Source organism: Variovorax sp. P2_H12, from assembly GCF_056403395.1.
Map to the genome: position 1 here is coordinate 1 of NZ_JBFUFO010000026.1, position 17382 is coordinate 17382.

Consider the following 17382-nt stretch of genomic DNA (forward strand, 5'->3'; position numbering starts at 1 on the left):
CCAGCGAATGCCACCGGCGAAGTTCGCCGAGCTGCATCGCCAGCGCGCTGGCGACGCAGCTCGATCCAGCTCAACAACCACCGAGATCAATTAATCTTGCAACCCCGGACTTCCTCGTTATGAATGGCACGGCAGGAGGGGGCAGGTCATTCAACCCGAAGAGCAGATCGCGATGGGGCAGGAAGTCACAGCCGTCTCCGCATCTGACGCAACTATGCTGCTGCTCGTGTGGCCAAGACGGATTCGGCCCTTGATTCGTGGCGCCTACCGCAGCGAGGTCGAAGCCGCGTTTTCCGCCTGGGAGATCACCGACGTGGAGCCTTCGTATTTCAGTTTGCCGAAACTGCTGGAAGTGATCCTAAGGCCCGACGAGAAGTGGTACCGGCTGCGCAGAAAACCGTCGTTGAATTGATCTACCGTCTGATAGACCGCCGGAAAGAAGCCACTCCCGAGCGTCCGGAGATGGCCGGATGTAGCCTGTCGCACGTTTCTTGACGCGCGTGACGCGCTACTTCTTCGTGAGGAACGCCGCAACTAAGGCGTTCGCGTGCCCGTGTCCGACTTGGTGCTGGGTCTTTAGGTAGTTGACGAGCTCCATGTGCTTCAGCGGACCCGCATTCTGAAGAATATCCATCCAATGCGCTATTGGCTTGGCGTAAGTCTTTTCGATGGAAGGAAAGTATGAGGCAGGTCCTTTTACCTTGGATGTCTCGGCCATGGAAGGCTCCTTCAAAGGGTGAGAGTGGTGTTCGTGCAGGGCCTAAGGCCAATGTCCTGGACCGAGTTGCATGCCCCGGCCTAGACGACCAGTTTTGACCTGATTCTGCCGCAGGACGAAGGGCCGCTTCTCCGATCGGGCCAGTTTGTCAAGCACAGAGTATCTCGGTATTTGGTTTCGTCGAACAGAACGTCTCGGTGCAGGTCACGCTTCTCTACGCAGTCGGTCCCCGGTCCAAAGGCGTGAAGCCAATCGACGACCACGTCGACATGCGCGTCAACCTTGCCCTCTCGACAGACCTCGCCGTGGTCGTCCACGACGCAGATCGAGACGGATCTCAGGGACACATCGATTCCGGTGAAGTAGGTCATTCAAGCTCTCCTTCGTAGTAGGCCTACGAGTCTAGGAAGAGAACCCTTCGGGTCAATCACCCCGCCCGATCACCGATGCTCCTGGCCGGATTCTGACCTAGCCGGGCCAGCACGCGCAGCACCCTGACAGCTTTCCCGCGCCCCAGCGAGACCAAAGCGGGCAAGGCTCTGCGGGACCCTCCGGCGGCGCCGTGGCTGGTCGGCCTTCCACACTCGAGAGAATTCCTGCCGAGGCGGCGCATGCTTCAAAGCGACGAATTGTGACGAGCAGGCCGGAAATCATCCCCAGGCGAGCAATCGCTCGCTTTGCGAACCGAGAACAGGAAGCTCCGCCCGTCCGCACTCGATGTGCGCAGCCGAAGCCCTTGTATGGCGAAATGAACCGCTGGTATCCGTCAATGGCAGCTATCGCGAAGGTCTTCATGTGCCTCGTTGGACGTCCATGCTGAATGTCTGTACATGGACGCCTGCGGGCCTACGGCGCCGCCATGATGCACCGGGAATGGTCGTAGTCCCAAGAACCTCCGCGGTCCAGGCAGCTATCGACGGAAAGCTCGCGGCCCAGCCACACTCCCGCAGCAATCAGCGCGATGGCTGCAAGAAAGGCGATTCCAATTCGCAAACGTAAGCTCATGACGAAGGTCTGCAGTTGGCCGCATCCTGCCACAGCGTCGCTTGGTCAAGCCAGTTTCGCTGCAGTTCGTCGAAAAGCTCCGCTGGCCATCGCGACGCCGGGAACGACCAGGGTCAACGCGGCGAGCGTTGCACCCGTAGTCGGCTCATCCAGGAGCCACGATGCCCCCAGCGTCGTCAGAACCGGGACGAGCGCGGCCGACAGCGAAGCACGCGCCGCGCCCAACCGCCCGATAGCCGCGCCGTAGACAGCAAGGCCCACCATTCCGGCGAGGACGCCTTGGCCGAATGACTGTAGGGCGACGTCGGTCCATGGCGCAGTGAGCAGTTTGGTGGCGCCAAAGCCGACCAGGACAGGCATCAAAAGCAAGGCAGACCAGCCGTTGACGAAGGCGGCGCCCTGCCAAGGCGTCAGACCAGACTGGCCGAAGGCCAGCGAATAGGTTGCCCAGAGCACAGCCGCCAACAGGAACAGCACATCGCTGCGCCAGCTTGAGCTGTCGCCGTGCAGATTGCTCAAGGCAAAGAAAATCATGCCGGCGGCGATGCAGACGAGGCCGACCAGACGCAGGCCTCGTACTCGCTCGCCCCTGATTGCCCACGCCCCGAGCGCTGTAAAGAGCGGCATGCTGCCAGCCATGAAGACTCCCATATGGGCGGCAGGGGCCCACTGCGCCCCCGCGAGCACCAGCATTCCGAACGGCAGACCACCGCCAATCACCAAGAGCGCAAGCGTGCAGCGTCGTCCCGCAGGCAGGACCATTGACGCTCGAAACCAAACCGGAGCAAGCAGCAACGCCGGAATGCTGTAGCGCAGCAACGCAAGTTCGAGCGGGCCCAGCGTCGTCGACACCCCATGGCGCGTTGCCAACTGCCATCCACTGCCGATGATGGCGGCGCCCAAGGCGGCGAGAAGTCCGACAAAAAGACTGCGGTTCATCCAGGCGATTTTTTCGACCGGCATTGTTCGCCGCTATCAAATTCGTGCGCAGTCAGGGCGTCTCGTTCAGACCCGGGTAGAAAAGGCAAGTCGGGCTTGGCTTGGCACCCGAAAAAGAGTACGAGGGCACAGGAGCCAGAACGCCGGCACGGCATCACAGGCGTCCAGACGACGCCCACTTACGACGAGGCTTTCACGCACGGATTGCCTACCGGGACGCACTTGGTAGGCCAGCTTGCTGCTCAATCGCATCGCTGTCAGCCCGTCGACCAGCCAGGTCTCCTCGTGGGCTCTGAGGTCAAGGCCGGCATCGCTCATTGGAAGCACGAATCTCTGCGTTTCCGTCGCATAGACGCCGCTCCACTCGGTCGATGCCGGATGTGACCGCACCCGCTCGATGCGCAGGTCACGCCCGGTGTGCAACACGGTTCGGTCTTGAGGCATTGTTCTGCGGACGAGAAGCGGGAGGAGGTTGTCACATCCTTGGCGGCTCGCAAGGGAGACGATAGCTACGAGCAAGTCTATAGGGGTCCTGGCATGGCGAATTTGAAGGCCGTAGCGAACTTCCGCTGTTGGCCGGAGGCTGACGCCCATTATGGACCGCCTCATTAGAAATCGTCCGGGCTCACTCTCTTCCCGAGAATGGAACACGGAATCTGGAGAGCATTCTCGCGTGACAGTTGCTGCCAATCTGCTTCAGCTGCGTTAAACGATTCCGCCGCGTACAACTTGGCATCTTGAAGTGTGTGGCAGAACGAATCGCCATCGATGCGCTGCTCTTCAAAGCTCTCGTATCGGATGGCCATGTAGCCAATGTCATTGCGGAGCGGCAAGAGAACGATGCTTGTGAGATAGCTCCAATCAAGCGGTGGTCGCTTTATTGGTGCGAACAAGGGAACGCCCGTTCTTCCGCGCAATACTGGATTTTCAGAACATGTTCTCCTGCTCTGGTTTACGACCGCTCCTGGCCGGCATCTGTCCGCGGTTGCAGGTCACTGTTGTTCAAATCTGGTAGAGGGTCGCCCAGGTCTCGGCGAAGGTGTCTAGGCTCAGTTTCCGTTCGTGAGGGTCTGCAATCCTGAAGAGACCAGGACCGACTCCGAAATCCTGCACAGCATCCCGAAAGCTGCCGGAAAGTCCGACCGAGATGCCCCAAGCTCGATGCTTCCACACCGAAAAGGGACTTTTTAGGAGCTTTGCAATGGTGGTCATTGCCGCACGCAGTTCGGCTCGGCGAGCATCAGGGGAGGACGCGGCGAGCGCAACCACTAGGATGGAGCTGAATTGAGGCGTGCGGTCCTGTTGGCAACGTGGTGCGCGGAGGACACGTAGGTAGAAATCCGGAGCCTCAAGACTCTTCTCGCATACGTTCCAGGAAGGCGCCCAAACTTCGGTTCCAAGGAAATTCCAAAGTTTTGCGTCGGAGCCGTTAGTAGGTGAACCGTGAGTCCAACTACCGTGTGACTTTTGGTCCCATCCCATCCGTCCGAACGCCACCGACCGGTGCTGCTTTCCCAGACCCATCGTCTGGCTCGACCGGGCAAATGGCTTTCCCCGAGGAGAGCTCACAAAGGAGGACAGTAGCGGCTCAATCTCCCGCCACACCATCCATTGCCATGGCAACACGCCAGGCGCACCGAGCACAACGTAAACCTCGTATTTCTTGTCGTGGTATGAAATGGTGTTCTCCGAGTGCGGCCCCGAATTCTTGTCGCCTTGTCGAATGGCTGTACATGGACGCCCCCGGTTTGCCAAGCAATCAGTTGATGATGACATGAAGGTTCGATTGCACCCGTACATTCGGACTTTCGATGCGGCTTCTCGCCGCTGTCCCTGATGGGGTTTGCTGGTCGGCTCCTCTATCGGTTCTCCGCACTCCAAGTGCTTCAGACATTCTGGGCTTCGCCAACCACGGTCTTACCTGTCTTGCCATCACTGCGTGATTGCCTGAGCAATCGGTGGGTCGGTACTCCTGTCGTCTGTGTTGCTGGGTCGCGGCTGCTACGCCGCGAGCTGCGGCGGTATGTAGCTCGCTCGGAACTCTCGCCCGTGGGCGAGCAGCGCCCAAACCGTTCGCACGTTCTTATTGGCCAGCGCGACCGCGGCCACGTTCGGATGTCGTCGGTTCAGCAGGCTCGCAAGCCACACGTTGGTGTTCACCGTCTTTCGCTGCGCCGCCACGATGGCCGAGCGCGCGCCGTGAATCAGCAATGTGCGCAGGTACACATCGCCGCGCTTGCTGATGCCCAGCAGCGTTGGCTTGCCTCCGCTCGAATGCTGCCTCGGCACCAAGCCGAGCCAGGCCGAGAGCTGTCGCCCGTTATCGAAGCTGTTCGCATCCGCGATGGAGGCCACCAGGGCGCTGGCTCCCAGCGGCCCGATGCCGGGAATCTTCTCGAGCCGGAGGCTGAGCTCGCTGCTGCGGTGCCAAGCCTTGATTTGGTCCTCGAACTCGTCGACCAGCTTGTCCAGTTCCTTGAGGTGCTCGGTCAGGCGAGCGATGAGTCGGCGGAACGTTCCGGGCAGCTGGTTGCTCGCGTCTTCAATCAGCTCGGGGACTTGCTTGGCAACGTGACAGATGCCCTTCGGGATGACCAGGCCGAACTCGCTGAGGAGGCTGCGAATCTGGTTCGCCTGCGCCGTTCGGGCGATGACAAAGCCTTGGCGCGCGCGATGCAGCGACAGCACGGCTTGCTGCTCGACGCTCTTCACCGGCACGAATCGCATGCTGGGCCTGGTGATGGCCTCGCAGATGGCTTCCGCATCAGCCACGTCGTTCTTGTTGCTCTTCACATACGGCTTGACGAACTGTGGCGACATCAAGCGTACCGTGTGGCCGAAGCCCTGCAGGGTGCGGGCCCAGTGGTGGGCACTGCCGCACGCCTCCATACCGATGAGGCACGGGGGCAAATTCACGAAGAACGTGGTCATCTGGTCGCGCCGCAGCTGCTTACGCATCGCGACCTTGCCATGCTCATCCACTGCGTGAACCTGGAACACATTTTTTGCCAGGTCGATGCCAACAGTCGTAATCTTCATGGTGGACGCCCCTCTCGGTTCAAGTGGTTGGTGACACTTCCACTTTGGCACGTTGATGCCGGTACGGGTGGGGGCGTCCATCCCATTGGTTCTGGCCGACTGTAGCCCAAGGCGCCGGCGGTATCACGGGGCCTGAAGTGGGCCGGGTTGCAGCTAGCGACTCGGGCCGGCCGCGTGCCAAGGTGCTACCTCCTGCGCCGATCGGAGCTTGGCGAGCTGCTCCTCCAAGCGTTCCGCCTCCGCGCGCGCCGCGTCTAGGGCGGCGGTCAGTCTCTGGAACTCCTGCAGGTGCGCAGAAAACGTGCAAGACTCGGAGCCGAGGTGGCCGAAGGGGACCAGAGCGTGTAGCATGCATGCAATGGATGACCCTCTGTGGCCTGCCAGCTTGGCCAGGAGCAACGCGATGGAAAAAGCATTCGGTCTCACCATCCCGCGCACGCTCGACGATGTCTGCAATCCCAGGGACATGGCTCTGCTCGTGTACGACATGCAAGTCGGGATCGTCAGCCAGGTGTCGGATGGCGCCGCTCTCACTGCGCGCGTGCATGACGTGTTGACCATCGCGCGCGAAGCCGGGATGCGCGTGTGCTTCACGCGGCACCTGTCCTTGCCGCGCGAGTTTATGGGTTCGTTCCAGTATCGGATGGCGATGAGCTGGCAACGTCTCGACAGCCCCGACGACGTGCAGCCATGGTTTCTGCGCGACTCGCCAGGGTTCCAGATCGTCCCTGAGCTCGCGCCGCTTCAAAGCGAGCCCATCTTCGACAAGATTGCGATGTCCGCGTTCGAAGGAACGCCGTTGTCCTTTGCGCTGCGTGACTGTGGCATCCGCGCGATCGCGATCGTCGGCCTTGCCATGGAAATCGGCATCGAGCCTACCGCCCGACACGCTGCAGATCTCGGCTTCATTCCCGTGATCGTCGCCGATGCGTGCGGGCACGGGAACGAGGACGCTGCGCGTGGCTCTGTCAAGCTGTTGGAGTTCGCCGGGGACGCGATCTTCACCGAGGCGAACATCTTGCGACGCTCCCTCGCTCTACGCCGCTGATTGTGCGCTTCTGTGAGCGACACCGAAGAGCACATCAGCCGGGCCGAATAGCAGCCGTTCGCGGTCAGCAGCTTGTGGCCCGAATCAAGTCACAGGAAACGACTCCGAAAGGCTCTGCTGCGAACTCGGGTCGATGTTTCGATTTCGCTTTGTGGCGCGATGCGTGGAGAATGCGAGATGACTCCCCCATCCTCTGCTTTCCTCACCCCGGACCATCTCGCCGTTCTGCGCGCAGTTGCCCGCATGGACCTCTCTCTCGGCAACGCCATCGGCCAGAGCCTGGGCCGATCGGTTGCCGAAGATTTGGCGGCACTGCGTGCAAAGGGCTACGTCCGGGAAGTGTCCAGCCCCCGACACGGCGGGACTCCAAGCCATCTACACACGATCACGGTCAAGGGGAGCGAGGCGCTGCGAGGGCAAGACGAGCAGCGCATATCCGCTGCGGCGCCAACGATCGGACCCAGGCCCCCCATGCACCGCGAAACGTACAACGGCAGCGAGATGCGCCCTTTCACGGGACGAGCAGGATCGATGGATGCGCTGAAGTACCCGAGCCGAGTCGGCAACCAACTGCGCTATCGCGACGATGGCAGCGAACCTGCCCGCAAGGACGCGCGGCCGCCGCCCAAGACGTAACCCAAGTCCGAGCGACCGGTTGTGGCCGCTCAGTGCCTCTAGGGCCGAGCGACCTGTTCCGAGCACAATCCGCCTGCATGAAAATCCCACGCCACTTTCCGTTGTCTCTGGCTCTTCTGATCGCCGTATCCGCTGTCCCCGCCCACGCCGCAAAGCAGGTCGCGCTGCGATCGCCAGCGCCGCGCGTCCTCTGCGACCGCTACGTGTGTGCCAATGGCAAAGGAATTTCGCTCGAGCTCACCCAAAAGTACCTCGGCAAAAAGGCCGCGACCAAGCTGGCCTCACAGGGGGACTTCGACCGGACCGAGTTCACCTTTGCCAACGGCGTGTTCTGCGACGTTAAAGAGCGCCTATGCCGAGCAGATCGGTACTACGGTGCCGATGGCAAACGCAGCGCGGCCGTGAACAAGAAGTACACTGAGTTGCTGTTTGGGATCTTTTGACTTGACGCAGACCCCGGTCTTGCCAATCGGCATGGCCTCGCTGCTGTCATCGAACTCGGTGAGCGCAAATTGCAAGGATGTTGCGATGCGCCTGGCGGCCACTCCGAACACGGCGGCTACCTTGTGAAGCGATCGAGGGCGCACTCATTGCGCGCCGGAGAAAGCCAAGCTGATCGGCAAAGGCCGTTTTCGGGCGAACTGAGCAGTCGGCGCGAAGGACTGGTCCTGGCCGACTTCTGACCGAACGCCATGCTACCGGTGCGCTTGAGCTTTTCAATGCCTCGGCCGGCTCACTTGAGCAACAATTCCCACGTCACACCAAATTGGAGGTGAAATATGAATGTCACCGTTGCAAACCTGCAGGTCTTCGCCGATGCTTGGAACAGCCACGATGTTGAAGCGCTCATGAGCTTCATGACGGACGACTGTGTGTTCGAAGCGTCCGCCGGCCCCGATGTCTGCGGAACCCCGTACATCGGCAGAGAGGCCGTCCAAGCCGCATTTTCCGACGTTTGGAAGACATTTCCCGACGCACAGTGGCTTTACCCTCATCACTTCGTTTGCGGCGACCGCGGTGTGTCCGAATGGACATTCACCGGGACGCGGGCGGACGGCTCGCGCATCGAGGTCAACGGCTGCGACGTGTTCACATTCCGGGAAGAAAAAATTGCGGTCAAGAACTCGTACCGCAAGAACCGCTCGCCACTTCCGGCGACATAGCGCTCACTTTCAACCGTTTCCGACGCAAAGCACGGCCGGATGGACGTCGGGTTTGAGGCTTGAGGTCGACCGTCTCTTCTTGGCCGGTCGGAGCCGAACTCCTCTATAGGCCAGTTCGAGCCTCCCCGGTTCGTGTCTGGACCAATCCGAGTTTGCGCAGTTGCTCCTCGAGTTCGGCTGTCGTGGTCCAGGGCAAGATTTCCGAGTTTTTTCGCTCGTCCGGCGGATTTGACGGCAGACCATCAGACCATCCCCCGTGTCCTACGAGAGGTAGCAGTGGACGGCTGTGCAGCCACGCAAGACAGACCTCAGAAATGGTGCCGGCCCTCCCGCCAATGACGATGCAGGCATCACCAGACAAGGCCATGAGCAAGTTGCGCGCGTCACCCATGCCGCAGGGCACAACCACCGTTGCTGGCCAATCTGGGGGCGGCATGTGGTCAGGTGGCACGATGCTCAATACCAGACCGCCCGCCCCGATAGCACGCTCGGCAGCAACTCTTGTTGCGGGACTACCGCAGCCGCTCACCAAGGTCATACCGAGCGAAGCCAAGAGCGCGCCGGCTTCGCGGGCGCGCTCAAACGCCGAGGAGCCCGGTTCGGCACTACCAAGAACGCAAACTTGAGGCCGGCGAGTGAATGGTGTCGTCATGGTCGGAGATGCGTGCCTTTTGATGGATAGCGACAGGTATGCGTAGGGCCAGAAAGTCCGCTCCTGGCCGCATTCTGCCTTCCCGCGTCGGACTTCCCTCCGTAAGGCGGTCATCGTCGCGAGCGCTCCATGGCGGTCGATGAGGCGCTGAAGCCTAGCTTCGCGAAGAATTCTGCAGCGCCCGTTCTTCCCGCCCGAAGCACCCAGGTGATGTTCGGTTCAGACCCGATAAGGCGTTCAACGAGTGCCTGCCCGATGCCCCGCCGTCGATGCTGCTCAGCGACGACGACCATGGACACGTACCCGTTGGAAATTTCGTCGGTAATCGCGCGCGCGAAGCCGACGATTTCGTCGTCTGCCACCGCAACCACCGCTCGCTGTGACGCCGAAATCAGTCGGCCGAGGTCCTTGACGTCACCGACTCGATGGGCCCACCCGCTGGTCATGAGCAGGCGATGGACCGCGTCGAAATCGGAAGCAGCGATGCTGCGAACCTGCATACCTGCTCCTCGTGAAATTCACGCGATTGTGCCGTTGATGCGAAGGTCCGGTCCTGGCCGATAGTGTCCCGCAGCGCGGCCTGTCCGAAGCGGAACGCTGTACTCGGCGAATGAAGGGACCAGCAGCGGGCAGTCTGCATCTTGCGAGGTCGAATCGCCTGACTACAATTTGTGTGTGTAAAACAAAGCACTACACCCCTGTCCCGCAGTGCCCGGCTGAGAGCGAGAGACGGCGGGAATCCCGTAGAAGGCCGTTTGGGGTGTTTTTCAGGGTCGGTCGGGCTGACTGGAAGGGCATCATGACGACAACGATTGCGCAACAGGTCTGCGTCCAACTCCAAAACCGATTGACCGCGGCCGAAGCCGGGCTGACAGCGGACGGCCTAGCATCTCCCGTTCTCGTAGCCGTCGTAGCAGAGTTTCGGCGGAAGTTCTCGAAAACTCGGCCTGCGCTGGAAGGCGACTCTGGCCCGGGCCAACGCGAGGCCATATTTGAGCTTGAGCAGGCAGCCGATAGCGCCAAGTGGGCCGCATTGGCCGACCCGGGCGCGTCCGAAAACGCCAAGCTGACAGTCATCGCCGCTCATGACTCCATATGCTGGTTCAAAGCGACCGGCAGTCTGCTCGACCGAGAGTACGCCGAACCGGACCCGCTCGACTCGGTCGCCGAATGACCGCAGCCGGCCAGCTGTAGCCGCCGCGACTTGGCGCGTCGGGGGTAGCGGGTTCCTGGATAGATTTTGGGGCAGCCGGGAAGGTCCGGTCCTGGCCGCACACGGAATAGCTGCTGAAGCTAGTTCTGCGCAGCGGGTGGTCCATGGCAAGTTCGGAAGGGCTCCAAGTGTCCACAGTTCGTTCTGGAAGGGCTAGCGCCTGCTCCAGAACCGCTTCAATTGTGGAGCCGACAGGCGCCTCCAAGACCAGGTCCATCGCACGGACTGGGTCAGGGCAGCTCGCGCAGAACGACAACAGGTATCCGTCAATCTGTCGCGACGAGAGTTGCTTCCCAGCGGGTTCAAAAACCGCGTACAAAGGCCACCAACATCTCTTCCCTGCTCAACTTCTCCAAGTGGGCTCCTCCGTTCAATGTCCGGTCATGGCCGCTTGCGGCGGTCGCTCAAATTATGAATCGACCTTCCTCGCTGTCGTAGAGCCGGGCGCCCAATGGCTGCGGCAGCCAGTCGGCGGCGAGCTCTTCAATATCCTGCGATGCACAAACAATGACACCGATGCTGCTCATACTTGGACTTGGATGGTGAACTGGAGGCGCTCAGCGAAGGTCCGCTCATGGCCGGGTGCGGTCAGCCTGCCGAGGCCGCGGTTTCAACCCAAACGACTTCATCGGGGTGATGCTGGCCGATGGCATCGAGCGCGCCCTCTAAGACCAGCGGGTCGCGCCCTCCAAGTGCATAGGCGAAACGCGTCAGGCCTTTCCCCTTCAGCGCGGCGAAGTCTTGCTCGGAAACGGCATCGGCGCCACACCAAACCGCGGTGCCCGAACGCGTAGCTTCACGCAGCGCATCTTTCAGGCCATTGGGGGTGATTGCGAGGAAGACCACGTTCGCTCCTGTTGTGATTTTGCGAGGATGGCTAAGTGACCGGTCCTGGCCGCCACTCGCCGTAGTCTGTGCTCGGCTCTTCGGTTCCGTCAGGCTTCCAGAATCGCCAAATTCCGACTTCCTGGCCCGCGCGGTAGTGGCCCTCGGCGGCAGGCTGCCCGTTCGGATGGAGGTCGCGCAAAAGCCCGTCCAGGTCCGTCATCTGCGGTCAATCGGCGCGCCGCGACCCATGAATTGGCGATCGTCCGCGACCTCAATGGCGGCTCACTCCACTGGAAAGCTCCGCTCAATTCAGTCCGTTTCACCAAATACCTGCAGCCGCCCGTCGCGCCAGACGAACAACTCGTCGGCCAAAGGATAGGCGGACTTTGCTGCAATCTCTTTCGCCATGTCGCGCAGGCTCGCGACGGAATCCCGGTCTTCGCTACCGCAAACCAGCAGTTCATCGCGCGCAGCAATGGCAAACACATGGTCGCCGGACACGGGAACCTGTTCACGCCAATGCCCGAAGATGAGGATCATGCTTGCGTCGTAGTTGTGATCAAGCCGCACGGCATAGCGGCGGCCGCCGCCCACGATTCGCAGTTGGGGAAGCAAGGTCGTCAGATTCTCGAACGCCGCGGTGTTCAACGCCGCGAACTCCATGCCAAGGCTGTCAAGCCGGCTCGGCGTGATGAAGCGCATCGCCTCGGGCGTGTCTTCGACGTAAGCAAGTACCAGCGATCCAGCCAGCGCGCCCAGAACCGGGCACTGGTCCATCGGCACATTGCCGCGCGCGAGCTGGGCCTGCGAAGCCTGCTGCCAGCCGGTGGTCTTCAGGACGGGAAGTATTCGCAAGAGAGCTGTGGGGCTGTCGGCCTGCTGCTGCGTTCTTCGCGCATCGGCTAGTGTCGTGAGTTAGAAGTTCGCAGACAAAATCTCTCGACGCTGGCGAGTATGTCCTCGGCGGGTTTGGACCAGACGAAGGGCTTCGGTTTCGCGTTGTTGACTTCAAGGTACTGCCTGATGGCCTGCTCGAGTTGTCGCGTCGAGCGATGTGTGCCGCGGCGGATGCAGCGCTGGGTCAGCGTGGCGAACCAGCGTTCCACCTGGTTCAGCCACGATGCCGAGGTGGGCGTGAAGTGCACATGAAAACGCGGATGCCTTGCGAGCCAGGTCTTGATGGATGGCGTCTTGTGCGTGCCGTAGTTGTCCATGACGAGGTGGATGTCCAGCACCGGCGATACGTTGGCCTCGATGGTGCGCAGGAACTGAAGAAACTCGGCGCTGCGGTGGCGACGATGCACCTCGCCAATGACCGCTCCGGTGGCGATGTCCAGCGCCGCAAACAGCGTCGTCGTGCCGTGGCGCTCGTAGTCGTGGGTGCGCCGCTCCGGGATACCCGGCGCCAAGGGCAGCAACGGTTGCGTGCGGTCCAGCGCTTGGATTTGGCTTTTCTCATCCACGCACAGCACCATCGCCATCAGCGGTGGGTCCATGTACAGGCCGACGATGTCGCGCACCTTGTCAACGAACATGGGGTCGGTGGAGAGCTTGAAGGTCTCCTGGCGATGAGGCTGCAGGCCGAAGGCACGCCAGATGCGAGAGACGGCCGTCTGCGACAGGCCCGTTTCGTGTGCCATGGTCCGCGTACTCCAGTGGGTGGCACCCTCGGGAATCGACTCCAACGTCTTGGCTATGACCGCATCCACTTGCGCATCTTCGATGGTCCGTGGTGCACCCGAACGCGGCGCGTCGAGCAGTCCGTCGAGTCGGTCCTCGACGAAGCGGGCGCGCCATTTGCAGACGGTCTGCGGGGCTACGCGCTGCCGCGCTGCGACGACCTTGTTGTCCTGCCCGTCCGCACAGGCCAGCACGATGCGCGCGCGCAGTGCCAGGGCCTGCGACGTCTTGCGCCGCAGCGTCAGGGCCATCAGTTCCTGCCGCTCCGTCTCAGTGAGCACCAATTGGGTCTTGGGTCGTCCACTCATCGCCGCCTCGTCGTGTGGCCACAATACACGACAGATTCGCGGGCTCAAAGATAGTTCAACGAACTTCTAACTCACGACACTAGGTGTTCGGCGAAAAGCGCATTCATCGCATCGGGCTGCTGCAGGTAGCGTGCATAAGCATTGCCCAGGAAGGTGCTCATCTGCCCACCCTCCGGAAAGGTCCAGTGCACGCGCGTGAGGCCGGCTGTGGCGCCATGCTCGACTTCGACGCGCGTGCCCGGTAGGGCACGGCGGACATGCGCGGCGTATCCCTCCGCGTAGGCAGCAATGCCGACAGGCGCTGATGGCGCGACAGCGCGCCCACCGAAGAGTTTTTTCAGAAACGACATGGCTGCAGGATGGGTAATCCGGAAAGTGCGGGGTCACAATGCTAGCCGGACCGCCGCCCGGCGCGAAAGTTTGGCGGTCTGCCCGAATGACTGGTTGTGGCCGACTGTAGCCGGTCGCTGCATCGGAGCTTTGGGCCCCGAACGGTCACTCGTCACGCTCCACACCGTCCCTTGACTCTGCGTTTCGTCTTGCGCGGAGACTTAGTCGTCAAGTTCATTGCCGCCGTGCTCAGACTCTGCGTGTTCGTGGGAGCTTTGCCTGTTGATGCAACATCTGCTAGTGCAAAATGAGCGGGAGAGCAAAACGGGAACGAACGATGATCAACACCCTGGCGCAACTGCGTGCCCTCTACGCCGCGCCAGGTGAGCGTAGCAACTCGACCGCCTTGACATCCACGACAGACGCTTTGTCGCATTGGCGCCCTTCTGCGTCATCGCCAGCGCGGGGACGGGCGGTGCATTGTTGGATGTCTCGCCGCGTGGCGGCGCGCCGGGCTTTGTCAAGACCAGCGAAGACGGCGCTACGTTGTTGCTACCCGACTCGGGCGGCAACAACCGGCTGGACACGCTGGAGAATCTGCTGGTCGACCCGCGCATCTCGCTAATCTTCATGATTCCCGGCGTGGACGAAACGCTGCGAGTGAATGGCACAGCGCAGCTGCACGACGAGCCGTCTTTCACGAACCGCTTCGCTCACGAGCGCCAGCAGCCGAAGCTGGTGATCGAGGTCGCTGTGCGCGAAGCCTACCTGCACTGCGCCAAGGCCTTCATGCGTTCGCAGTTGTGGCAGGCGGGCACGTTCGGGTCGCGCGATGCGCTGCCCAGCATGAACCAGATGATCCATGACCAGATCGGCGCCGGCCCGGCGACGGAGTCGCAGGCGCAGATGCTAGAGCGCTACCGCCTGCAACTCGAAGGCGAACAAAGCCTTTCGACCTGAGCGCCGAGCGGCGCTCCCTCGGGCCGAAAACCAGCGGCGACACGATGCACACGTCGAAGGACTGTTCCTGGCCGACTGCTGAACTCGAACTGCGCGTCTCTGGTCTTGGCCGCACTCTGCCGGTTCGGATGCAGTCCAGCGACGGTTCTGGCTCAATGTGCCACTTCAGCCACGACGAGCGCTCACCATGCGCGGGGTAAACTGAGCGCATGGTCTCCGCAGCAGTGAATGAAGTGAGGGGCGGCCTCCCGGTCATCGCGTTCGCATCCGCCGAGGACTGGGGAACGTGGCTGACCCACGAAGCAGCCGCATCAAAGGGCCTTTGGCTCAAGCTCGCTAAAAAGGGGGCCGAGGCACGAAGTGTCTCCCGCCAGGAAGCTATCGACGTAGCTCTTTGTCATGGCTGGATTGATGGTCAGCTCGACAAGTATGACCACCAATGGTGGCTGGTTCGATTCACGCCGCGCTCGCCAAAGAGCAAATGGTCGGAAGTTAATCGCACAGCAGCGTTGAGACTCATCGAAGAGGGCCGGATGCTTCCATCTGGGCTGACACAGGTGCAGGCAGCCAAAGCGGATGGGCGCTGGGATGCAGCCTACGCGCCCCAGAGCACTGCAACCGTCCCTGCGGATTTGCAGGTGGCACTTGATGCATCTCCTGCGGCCAAGCGCTTTTTCGAGGAGCTCGATGGCGCCAATCGCTTTGCAATCCTCTACAGGATACAGGACGCGAAGACGCAGAAGACGCGTCTCCAGCGCATCGAAAGATTCGTCGGCATGCTCGAGCGAGGTGAGGCGATTCATCCCGCCAAAAAAGCTCGCAAACAATTAGCGGGCGGCAAGGTCCGCATTTGGCCGGTAGCCGCCTCGCGGCTATCTTGACGCTTCGGTCCGTGTTTTCACGGACTCGACAACTGGCTTCGAATCCTCGATGACGCGACCGGGCTTCGATGTTGGCGGCGGCGTCAGCTGTTCAATGACTCGAATGCGGCGAACAACAAGCTCGTCAATCTCCAGCCGGCGGATTCGAGCCCGGCCCACAAAGAGCCGACCGACAGACAAGGCTCCGATGGCCAGGGCACCGAGGGCCGCGGCGCCAATCAGGATGGATCCCAACGCGGCTGTACCGATGGCGTGCGCGCCCGTCGCGGCCGCCGGCGAGGCACGTGCGGACTTTGATGGTGTCAAGTGCATTGAAACTCCTGGCGGAACCGTGAGCCTTTAGGGGCGGCAATCATGTGTCCGCTCCTGGCCGCATTCTGCCCTCGGGGCGAACGATTCGGCGCAAGGGTCTCCAACAGGCGATATCAGGGTTTCAGGGCGATGGTCACGAGCGCGCTGGCGTCGGTCACTGCTTTGACGCCGTGCGTCGCGTTCCCGGTGAGGAACAGCAACTCCCCTGCCTCCAGCCTCACGGTGGCGTCATCGAGTTCAACGTCGAGGCTGCCTTCGAGGCAGTGAATCGTGATTTCGCCGGGCACCTTGTGCTGCGGCAGAGACTTTCCCGCAAGCAGCACCAGTCGCATGACCTCAAGGTCTACCGACTTGAACAGCGCCGACGTCTTATCGGTCGAAAGGCGACCACCCAACGGACGTACGTCGAGCGCTTGCCCGGGAGAAGCGTGTGGAATTGCCATGTGGGTATGAAGCTCTTGGATGAGCCGGTTAGTGTCCGCCTACACGGCCGGCATTGCAATCGTCGCCACGGTGCTGACAGGGCGTGAGGAACTTCCCGTCTTGGCCGACTTCAGTTTTTCCGCTGTAGCTCCCGCCTAGTTCGTTGCTTCACAGGACGCCGATCAGAAACTCATGGATAGTCGCGGGGAACTGCGCGTGAAACCGTTCCCTATCGAAACCGTCCGGGTCGGTGGCCGGTAGAAATCCGGGCCGCCGCATACTGGCTGGGAAAGGCGTCAAGAAAGAATAGTGGCCTGCTCCGTCAACGACGATCAAATCGTGCAGGACGCCCTTGGGCAGCGTCGATAGCGCCTGTTCGATCCTTTGCACTGGGGTGATCTGATCCTGCGCGCCAGTGATTACCAGGATCGGTGACCTGACGTCGGCAAGCGACTCAGGGGCCAGGAACCAGTCCATCGATGGGGCAAGCAACACAGCCGCCCGAACCCGCGCATCGGCCTGCACTGCGATCGGGCTCCCTGTTCGAGACCATGGACTCCCCCCCACTGACGCTAGAGCCGTATAGCCGCCCATTGAATGCCCCAGCGCGCAAATTCGCCGGTCATCTGCTACAGACCCGAGGAACTCGTCCGAGAGAACAGCGTCGATGGCCAGCGATGCTTGGCGTGGGCGGTTCGCGGCCGCCGCATCCGTATTCGAGAGCGAGCCATCGTTTCGGTTGTCCCCCGGATGCTCAGGGCTCACGACGATAAAACCTTCCCTCGCCAAGTAGCCTGCAATGGAGCGATAGAGCAGATGGGAGCCACCGCCGCCATGCGAGATCACACACACCGGAAAGTGGCCAGGCGCGATCAGGGCGTCGAGGGTGGCGTTGAAGTGGTACGGCCCGATTGAAGTTCCGGTGGGCGAGACTTCGCTCGGATACTGGACGACAGCGGGAAAGGACGAACCGCTCTGCGGGTCACGTATCGCAATTTGGCGGACGCCTGATTCCATGGCCGTTTACTTGGTAGATGAGGGGTAGAGGAGGGGTAGAGGAGGGGTAGAGGAGGTGCCGCTCGATGAACGGCCGATTCTGGCCGACTGTAGCCGAAGGGGGTCAGCAAGGCTTGGTCATACGAGAGGGGCCGGAAGCATGTCCCGCTGCCGCGGGATGCGTCTGCTCCATCGCAGGTCTCAAAGAATTCGTTCGCTCTGGCGACGAGCCTTGGCCTCGCCATCCTCGC

General features: G+C 61.6%; 22 protein-coding genes and 1 pseudogene. 8 read left to right on the forward strand and 15 right to left on the reverse strand.

Annotated elements, in window-relative coordinates; all coding sequences use genetic code 11:
- Nucleotides 1–172: 172 nt before the first annotated feature.
- Complete coding sequence (locus AC1DYK_RS20390) at nucleotides 173–412, forward strand: hypothetical protein (RefSeq protein ID WP_478167955.1); 240 nt, start codon at nucleotides 173–175, stop codon at nucleotides 410–412.
- 96 nt (nucleotides 413–508) lie between these two features.
- Here the strand turns inward: AC1DYK_RS20390 and AC1DYK_RS20395 are convergent, their stop codons facing one another.
- The 6 genes from AC1DYK_RS20395 to AC1DYK_RS20420 form a co-directional block, all read right to left on the reverse strand.
- A complete protein-coding gene (locus AC1DYK_RS20395) occupies nucleotides 509–718 on the reverse strand; it encodes a DUF4287 domain-containing protein (protein WP_478167956.1) in 210 nt (69 codons plus the stop codon).
- Between the two features lie 80 nt (nucleotides 719–798).
- A complete protein-coding gene (locus AC1DYK_RS20400; protein WP_478167957.1) occupies nucleotides 799–1089 on the reverse strand; it encodes a hypothetical protein in 291 nt (96 codons plus the stop codon).
- A 97-nt stretch (nucleotides 1090–1186) separates the two neighbouring features.
- Nucleotides 1187–1513 (reverse strand): membrane protein insertion efficiency factor YidD, encoded by a 327-nt coding sequence (yidD, locus tag AC1DYK_RS20405; RefSeq protein ID WP_478167958.1) that lies wholly within the window; start codon nucleotides 1511–1513, stop codon nucleotides 1187–1189.
- Nucleotides 1514–1768: 255 nt separating this feature from the next.
- A complete protein-coding gene (locus AC1DYK_RS20410) occupies nucleotides 1769–2686 on the reverse strand; it encodes a DMT family transporter (RefSeq protein WP_478167959.1) in 918 nt (305 codons plus the stop codon).
- Nucleotides 2687–3664: 978 nt separating this feature from the next.
- Nucleotides 3665–3874, reverse strand: a complete 210-nt coding sequence (locus tag AC1DYK_RS20415; protein ID WP_478167960.1) for a hypothetical protein — start codon at nucleotides 3872–3874, stop codon at nucleotides 3665–3667.
- A 789-nt stretch (nucleotides 3875–4663) separates the two neighbouring features.
- Nucleotides 4664–5701, reverse strand: a complete 1038-nt coding sequence (locus AC1DYK_RS20420) for an IS110 family RNA-guided transposase (RefSeq protein ID WP_478167961.1) — start codon at nucleotides 5699–5701, stop codon at nucleotides 4664–4666.
- A gap of 403 nt (nucleotides 5702–6104) precedes the next feature.
- On the opposite strand from AC1DYK_RS20420, the gene AC1DYK_RS20425 reads away from it, so the two are divergent.
- The 4 genes from AC1DYK_RS20425 to AC1DYK_RS20440 all read left to right on the forward strand — a co-directional run bounded on the left by AC1DYK_RS20425 (nucleotide 6105) and on the right by AC1DYK_RS20440 (nucleotide 8548).
- Entirely contained in the window at nucleotides 6105–6749 is a 645-nt protein-coding gene (locus AC1DYK_RS20425) for a cysteine hydrolase family protein (protein WP_478167962.1), read from the forward strand.
- A gap of 471 nt (nucleotides 6750–7220) precedes the next feature.
- Complete coding sequence (locus AC1DYK_RS20430) at nucleotides 7221–7385, forward strand: hypothetical protein (protein ID WP_478167963.1); 165 nt, start codon at nucleotides 7221–7223, stop codon at nucleotides 7383–7385.
- A gap of 77 nt (nucleotides 7386–7462) precedes the next feature.
- Nucleotides 7463–7828, forward strand: a complete 366-nt coding sequence (locus tag AC1DYK_RS20435; RefSeq protein WP_478167964.1) for a YcgJ family protein — start codon at nucleotides 7463–7465, stop codon at nucleotides 7826–7828.
- Nucleotides 7829–8164: 336 nt separating this feature from the next.
- Nucleotides 8165–8548: a nuclear transport factor 2 family protein gene (locus AC1DYK_RS20440; protein WP_478167965.1), complete on the forward strand. Its 384-nt coding sequence runs from the start codon at nucleotides 8165–8167 to the stop codon at nucleotides 8546–8548.
- A 103-nt stretch (nucleotides 8549–8651) separates the two neighbouring features.
- On the opposite strand, the gene AC1DYK_RS20445 is transcribed toward AC1DYK_RS20440, so the two are convergent.
- Nucleotides 8652–9314, reverse strand: a complete 663-nt coding sequence (locus tag AC1DYK_RS20445; RefSeq protein WP_478167966.1) for an SLOG cluster 4 domain-containing protein — start codon at nucleotides 9312–9314, stop codon at nucleotides 8652–8654.
- Nucleotides 9311–9700, reverse strand: coding sequence for a GNAT family N-acetyltransferase (locus AC1DYK_RS20450; protein WP_478167967.1), 390 nt, complete (start codon nucleotides 9698–9700; stop codon nucleotides 9311–9313). Before AC1DYK_RS20450 ends, AC1DYK_RS20445 begins: the two co-directional genes overlap by 4 nt.
- Before the next feature lie 299 nt (nucleotides 9701–9999).
- Here AC1DYK_RS20450 and AC1DYK_RS20455 point away from each other — a divergent pair, with 299 nt between their 5' ends.
- The gene (locus AC1DYK_RS20455) at nucleotides 10000–10374 is read left to right on the forward strand and encodes a hypothetical protein (protein ID WP_478167968.1); all 375 of its coding nucleotides are present in this window, start codon (nucleotides 10000–10002) and stop codon (nucleotides 10372–10374) included.
- A 443-nt stretch (nucleotides 10375–10817) separates the two neighbouring features.
- Here the strand turns inward: AC1DYK_RS20455 and AC1DYK_RS20460 are convergent, their stop codons facing one another.
- The 5 genes from AC1DYK_RS20460 to AC1DYK_RS20480 form a co-directional block, all read right to left on the reverse strand.
- On the reverse strand, nucleotides 10818–10940 hold the full coding sequence (locus AC1DYK_RS20460; RefSeq protein ID WP_478167969.1) for a hypothetical protein: 123 nt from the start codon (nucleotides 10938–10940) through the stop codon (nucleotides 10818–10820).
- A gap of 61 nt (nucleotides 10941–11001) precedes the next feature.
- Nucleotides 11002–11259, reverse strand: coding sequence for a hypothetical protein (locus tag AC1DYK_RS20465; protein WP_478167970.1), 258 nt, complete (start codon nucleotides 11257–11259; stop codon nucleotides 11002–11004).
- A 291-nt stretch (nucleotides 11260–11550) separates the two neighbouring features.
- Entirely contained in the window at nucleotides 11551–12096 is a 546-nt protein-coding gene (locus tag AC1DYK_RS20470) for a DUF1444 domain-containing protein (protein WP_478167971.1), read from the reverse strand.
- A 47-nt stretch (nucleotides 12097–12143) separates the two neighbouring features.
- On the reverse strand, nucleotides 12144–13229 hold the full coding sequence (locus AC1DYK_RS20475) for an IS630 family transposase (protein ID WP_478167972.1): 1086 nt from the start codon (nucleotides 13227–13229) through the stop codon (nucleotides 12144–12146).
- Nucleotides 13230–13300: 71 nt separating this feature from the next.
- Nucleotides 13301–13579, reverse strand: coding sequence for a hypothetical protein (locus AC1DYK_RS20480; RefSeq protein WP_478167973.1), 279 nt, complete (start codon nucleotides 13577–13579; stop codon nucleotides 13301–13303).
- 317 nt (nucleotides 13580–13896) lie between these two features.
- Here AC1DYK_RS20480 and AC1DYK_RS20485 point away from each other — a divergent pair.
- Nucleotides 13897–14519, forward strand: a pseudogene (locus tag AC1DYK_RS20485) (MSMEG_1061 family FMN-dependent PPOX-type flavoprotein).
- A gap of 209 nt (nucleotides 14520–14728) precedes the next feature.
- Entirely contained in the window at nucleotides 14729–15400 is a 672-nt protein-coding gene (locus AC1DYK_RS20490) for a YdeI/OmpD-associated family protein (RefSeq protein WP_478167974.1), read from the forward strand.
- Between the two features lie 425 nt (nucleotides 15401–15825).
- Here AC1DYK_RS20490 and AC1DYK_RS20495 read toward each other — a convergent pair whose 3' ends face one another.
- Together AC1DYK_RS20495 and AC1DYK_RS20500 are read right to left on the reverse strand one after the other, a co-directional pair.
- Entirely contained in the window at nucleotides 15826–16155 is a 330-nt protein-coding gene (locus AC1DYK_RS20495; protein ID WP_478167975.1) for a cupin domain-containing protein, read from the reverse strand.
- Between the two features lie 148 nt (nucleotides 16156–16303).
- Nucleotides 16304–17152, reverse strand: a complete 849-nt coding sequence (locus tag AC1DYK_RS20500) for an alpha/beta hydrolase family protein (protein ID WP_478167976.1) — start codon at nucleotides 17150–17152, stop codon at nucleotides 16304–16306.
- Nucleotides 17153–17382: the final 230 nt, after the last annotated feature.

Excerpts from the sequence above, each read along its gene's own strand:
- AC1DYK_RS20390 (WP_478167955.1), top strand. The coding sequence starts at position 173 with ATGGGGCAGGAAGTCACAGCCGTCTCCGCATCTGACGCAACTATGCTG.
- AC1DYK_RS20430 (WP_478167963.1), top strand. The coding sequence starts at position 7,221 with ATGCACCGCGAAACGTACAACGGCAGCGAGATGCGCCCTTTCACGGGA.
- AC1DYK_RS20410 (WP_478167959.1), bottom strand. The coding sequence starts at position 2,686 with ATGCCGGTCGAAAAAATCGCCTGGATGAACCGCAGTCTTTTTGTCGGA.
- AC1DYK_RS20450 (WP_478167967.1), bottom strand. The coding sequence starts at position 9,700 with ATGCAGGTTCGCAGCATCGCTGCTTCCGATTTCGACGCGGTCCATCGC.
- AC1DYK_RS20420 (WP_478167961.1), bottom strand. The coding sequence starts at position 5,701 with ATGAAGATTACGACTGTTGGCATCGACCTGGCAAAAAATGTGTTCCAG.
- AC1DYK_RS20480 (WP_478167973.1), bottom strand. The coding sequence starts at position 13,579 with ATGTCGTTTCTGAAAAAACTCTTCGGTGGGCGCGCTGTCGCGCCATCA.
- AC1DYK_RS20475 (WP_478167972.1), bottom strand. The coding sequence starts at position 13,229 with ATGAGTGGACGACCCAAGACCCAATTGGTGCTCACTGAGACGGAGCGG.
- AC1DYK_RS20395 (WP_478167956.1), bottom strand. The coding sequence starts at position 718 with ATGGCCGAGACATCCAAGGTAAAAGGACCTGCCTCATACTTTCCTTCC.
- AC1DYK_RS20495 (WP_478167975.1), bottom strand. The coding sequence starts at position 16,155 with ATGGCAATTCCACACGCTTCTCCCGGGCAAGCGCTCGACGTACGTCCG.
- yidD (WP_478167958.1), bottom strand. The coding sequence starts at position 1,513 with ATGAAGACCTTCGCGATAGCTGCCATTGACGGATACCAGCGGTTCATT.
- AC1DYK_RS20400 (WP_478167957.1), bottom strand. The coding sequence starts at position 1,089 with ATGACCTACTTCACCGGAATCGATGTGTCCCTGAGATCCGTCTCGATC.
- AC1DYK_RS20490 (WP_478167974.1), top strand. The coding sequence starts at position 14,729 with ATGGTCTCCGCAGCAGTGAATGAAGTGAGGGGCGGCCTCCCGGTCATC.
- AC1DYK_RS20425 (WP_478167962.1), top strand. The coding sequence starts at position 6,105 with ATGGAAAAAGCATTCGGTCTCACCATCCCGCGCACGCTCGACGATGTC.
- AC1DYK_RS20435 (WP_478167964.1), top strand. The coding sequence starts at position 7,463 with ATGAAAATCCCACGCCACTTTCCGTTGTCTCTGGCTCTTCTGATCGCC.
- AC1DYK_RS20440 (WP_478167965.1), top strand. The coding sequence starts at position 8,165 with ATGAATGTCACCGTTGCAAACCTGCAGGTCTTCGCCGATGCTTGGAAC.
- AC1DYK_RS20460 (WP_478167969.1), bottom strand. The coding sequence starts at position 10,940 with ATGAGCAGCATCGGTGTCATTGTTTGTGCATCGCAGGATATTGAAGAG.
- AC1DYK_RS20455 (WP_478167968.1), top strand. The coding sequence starts at position 10,000 with ATGACGACAACGATTGCGCAACAGGTCTGCGTCCAACTCCAAAACCGA.
- AC1DYK_RS20415 (WP_478167960.1), bottom strand. The coding sequence starts at position 3,874 with ATGACCACCATTGCAAAGCTCCTAAAAAGTCCCTTTTCGGTGTGGAAG.
- AC1DYK_RS20500 (WP_478167976.1), bottom strand. The coding sequence starts at position 17,152 with ATGGAATCAGGCGTCCGCCAAATTGCGATACGTGACCCGCAGAGCGGT.
- AC1DYK_RS20445 (WP_478167966.1), bottom strand. The coding sequence starts at position 9,314 with ATGACCGCCTTACGGAGGGAAGTCCGACGCGGGAAGGCAGAATGCGGC.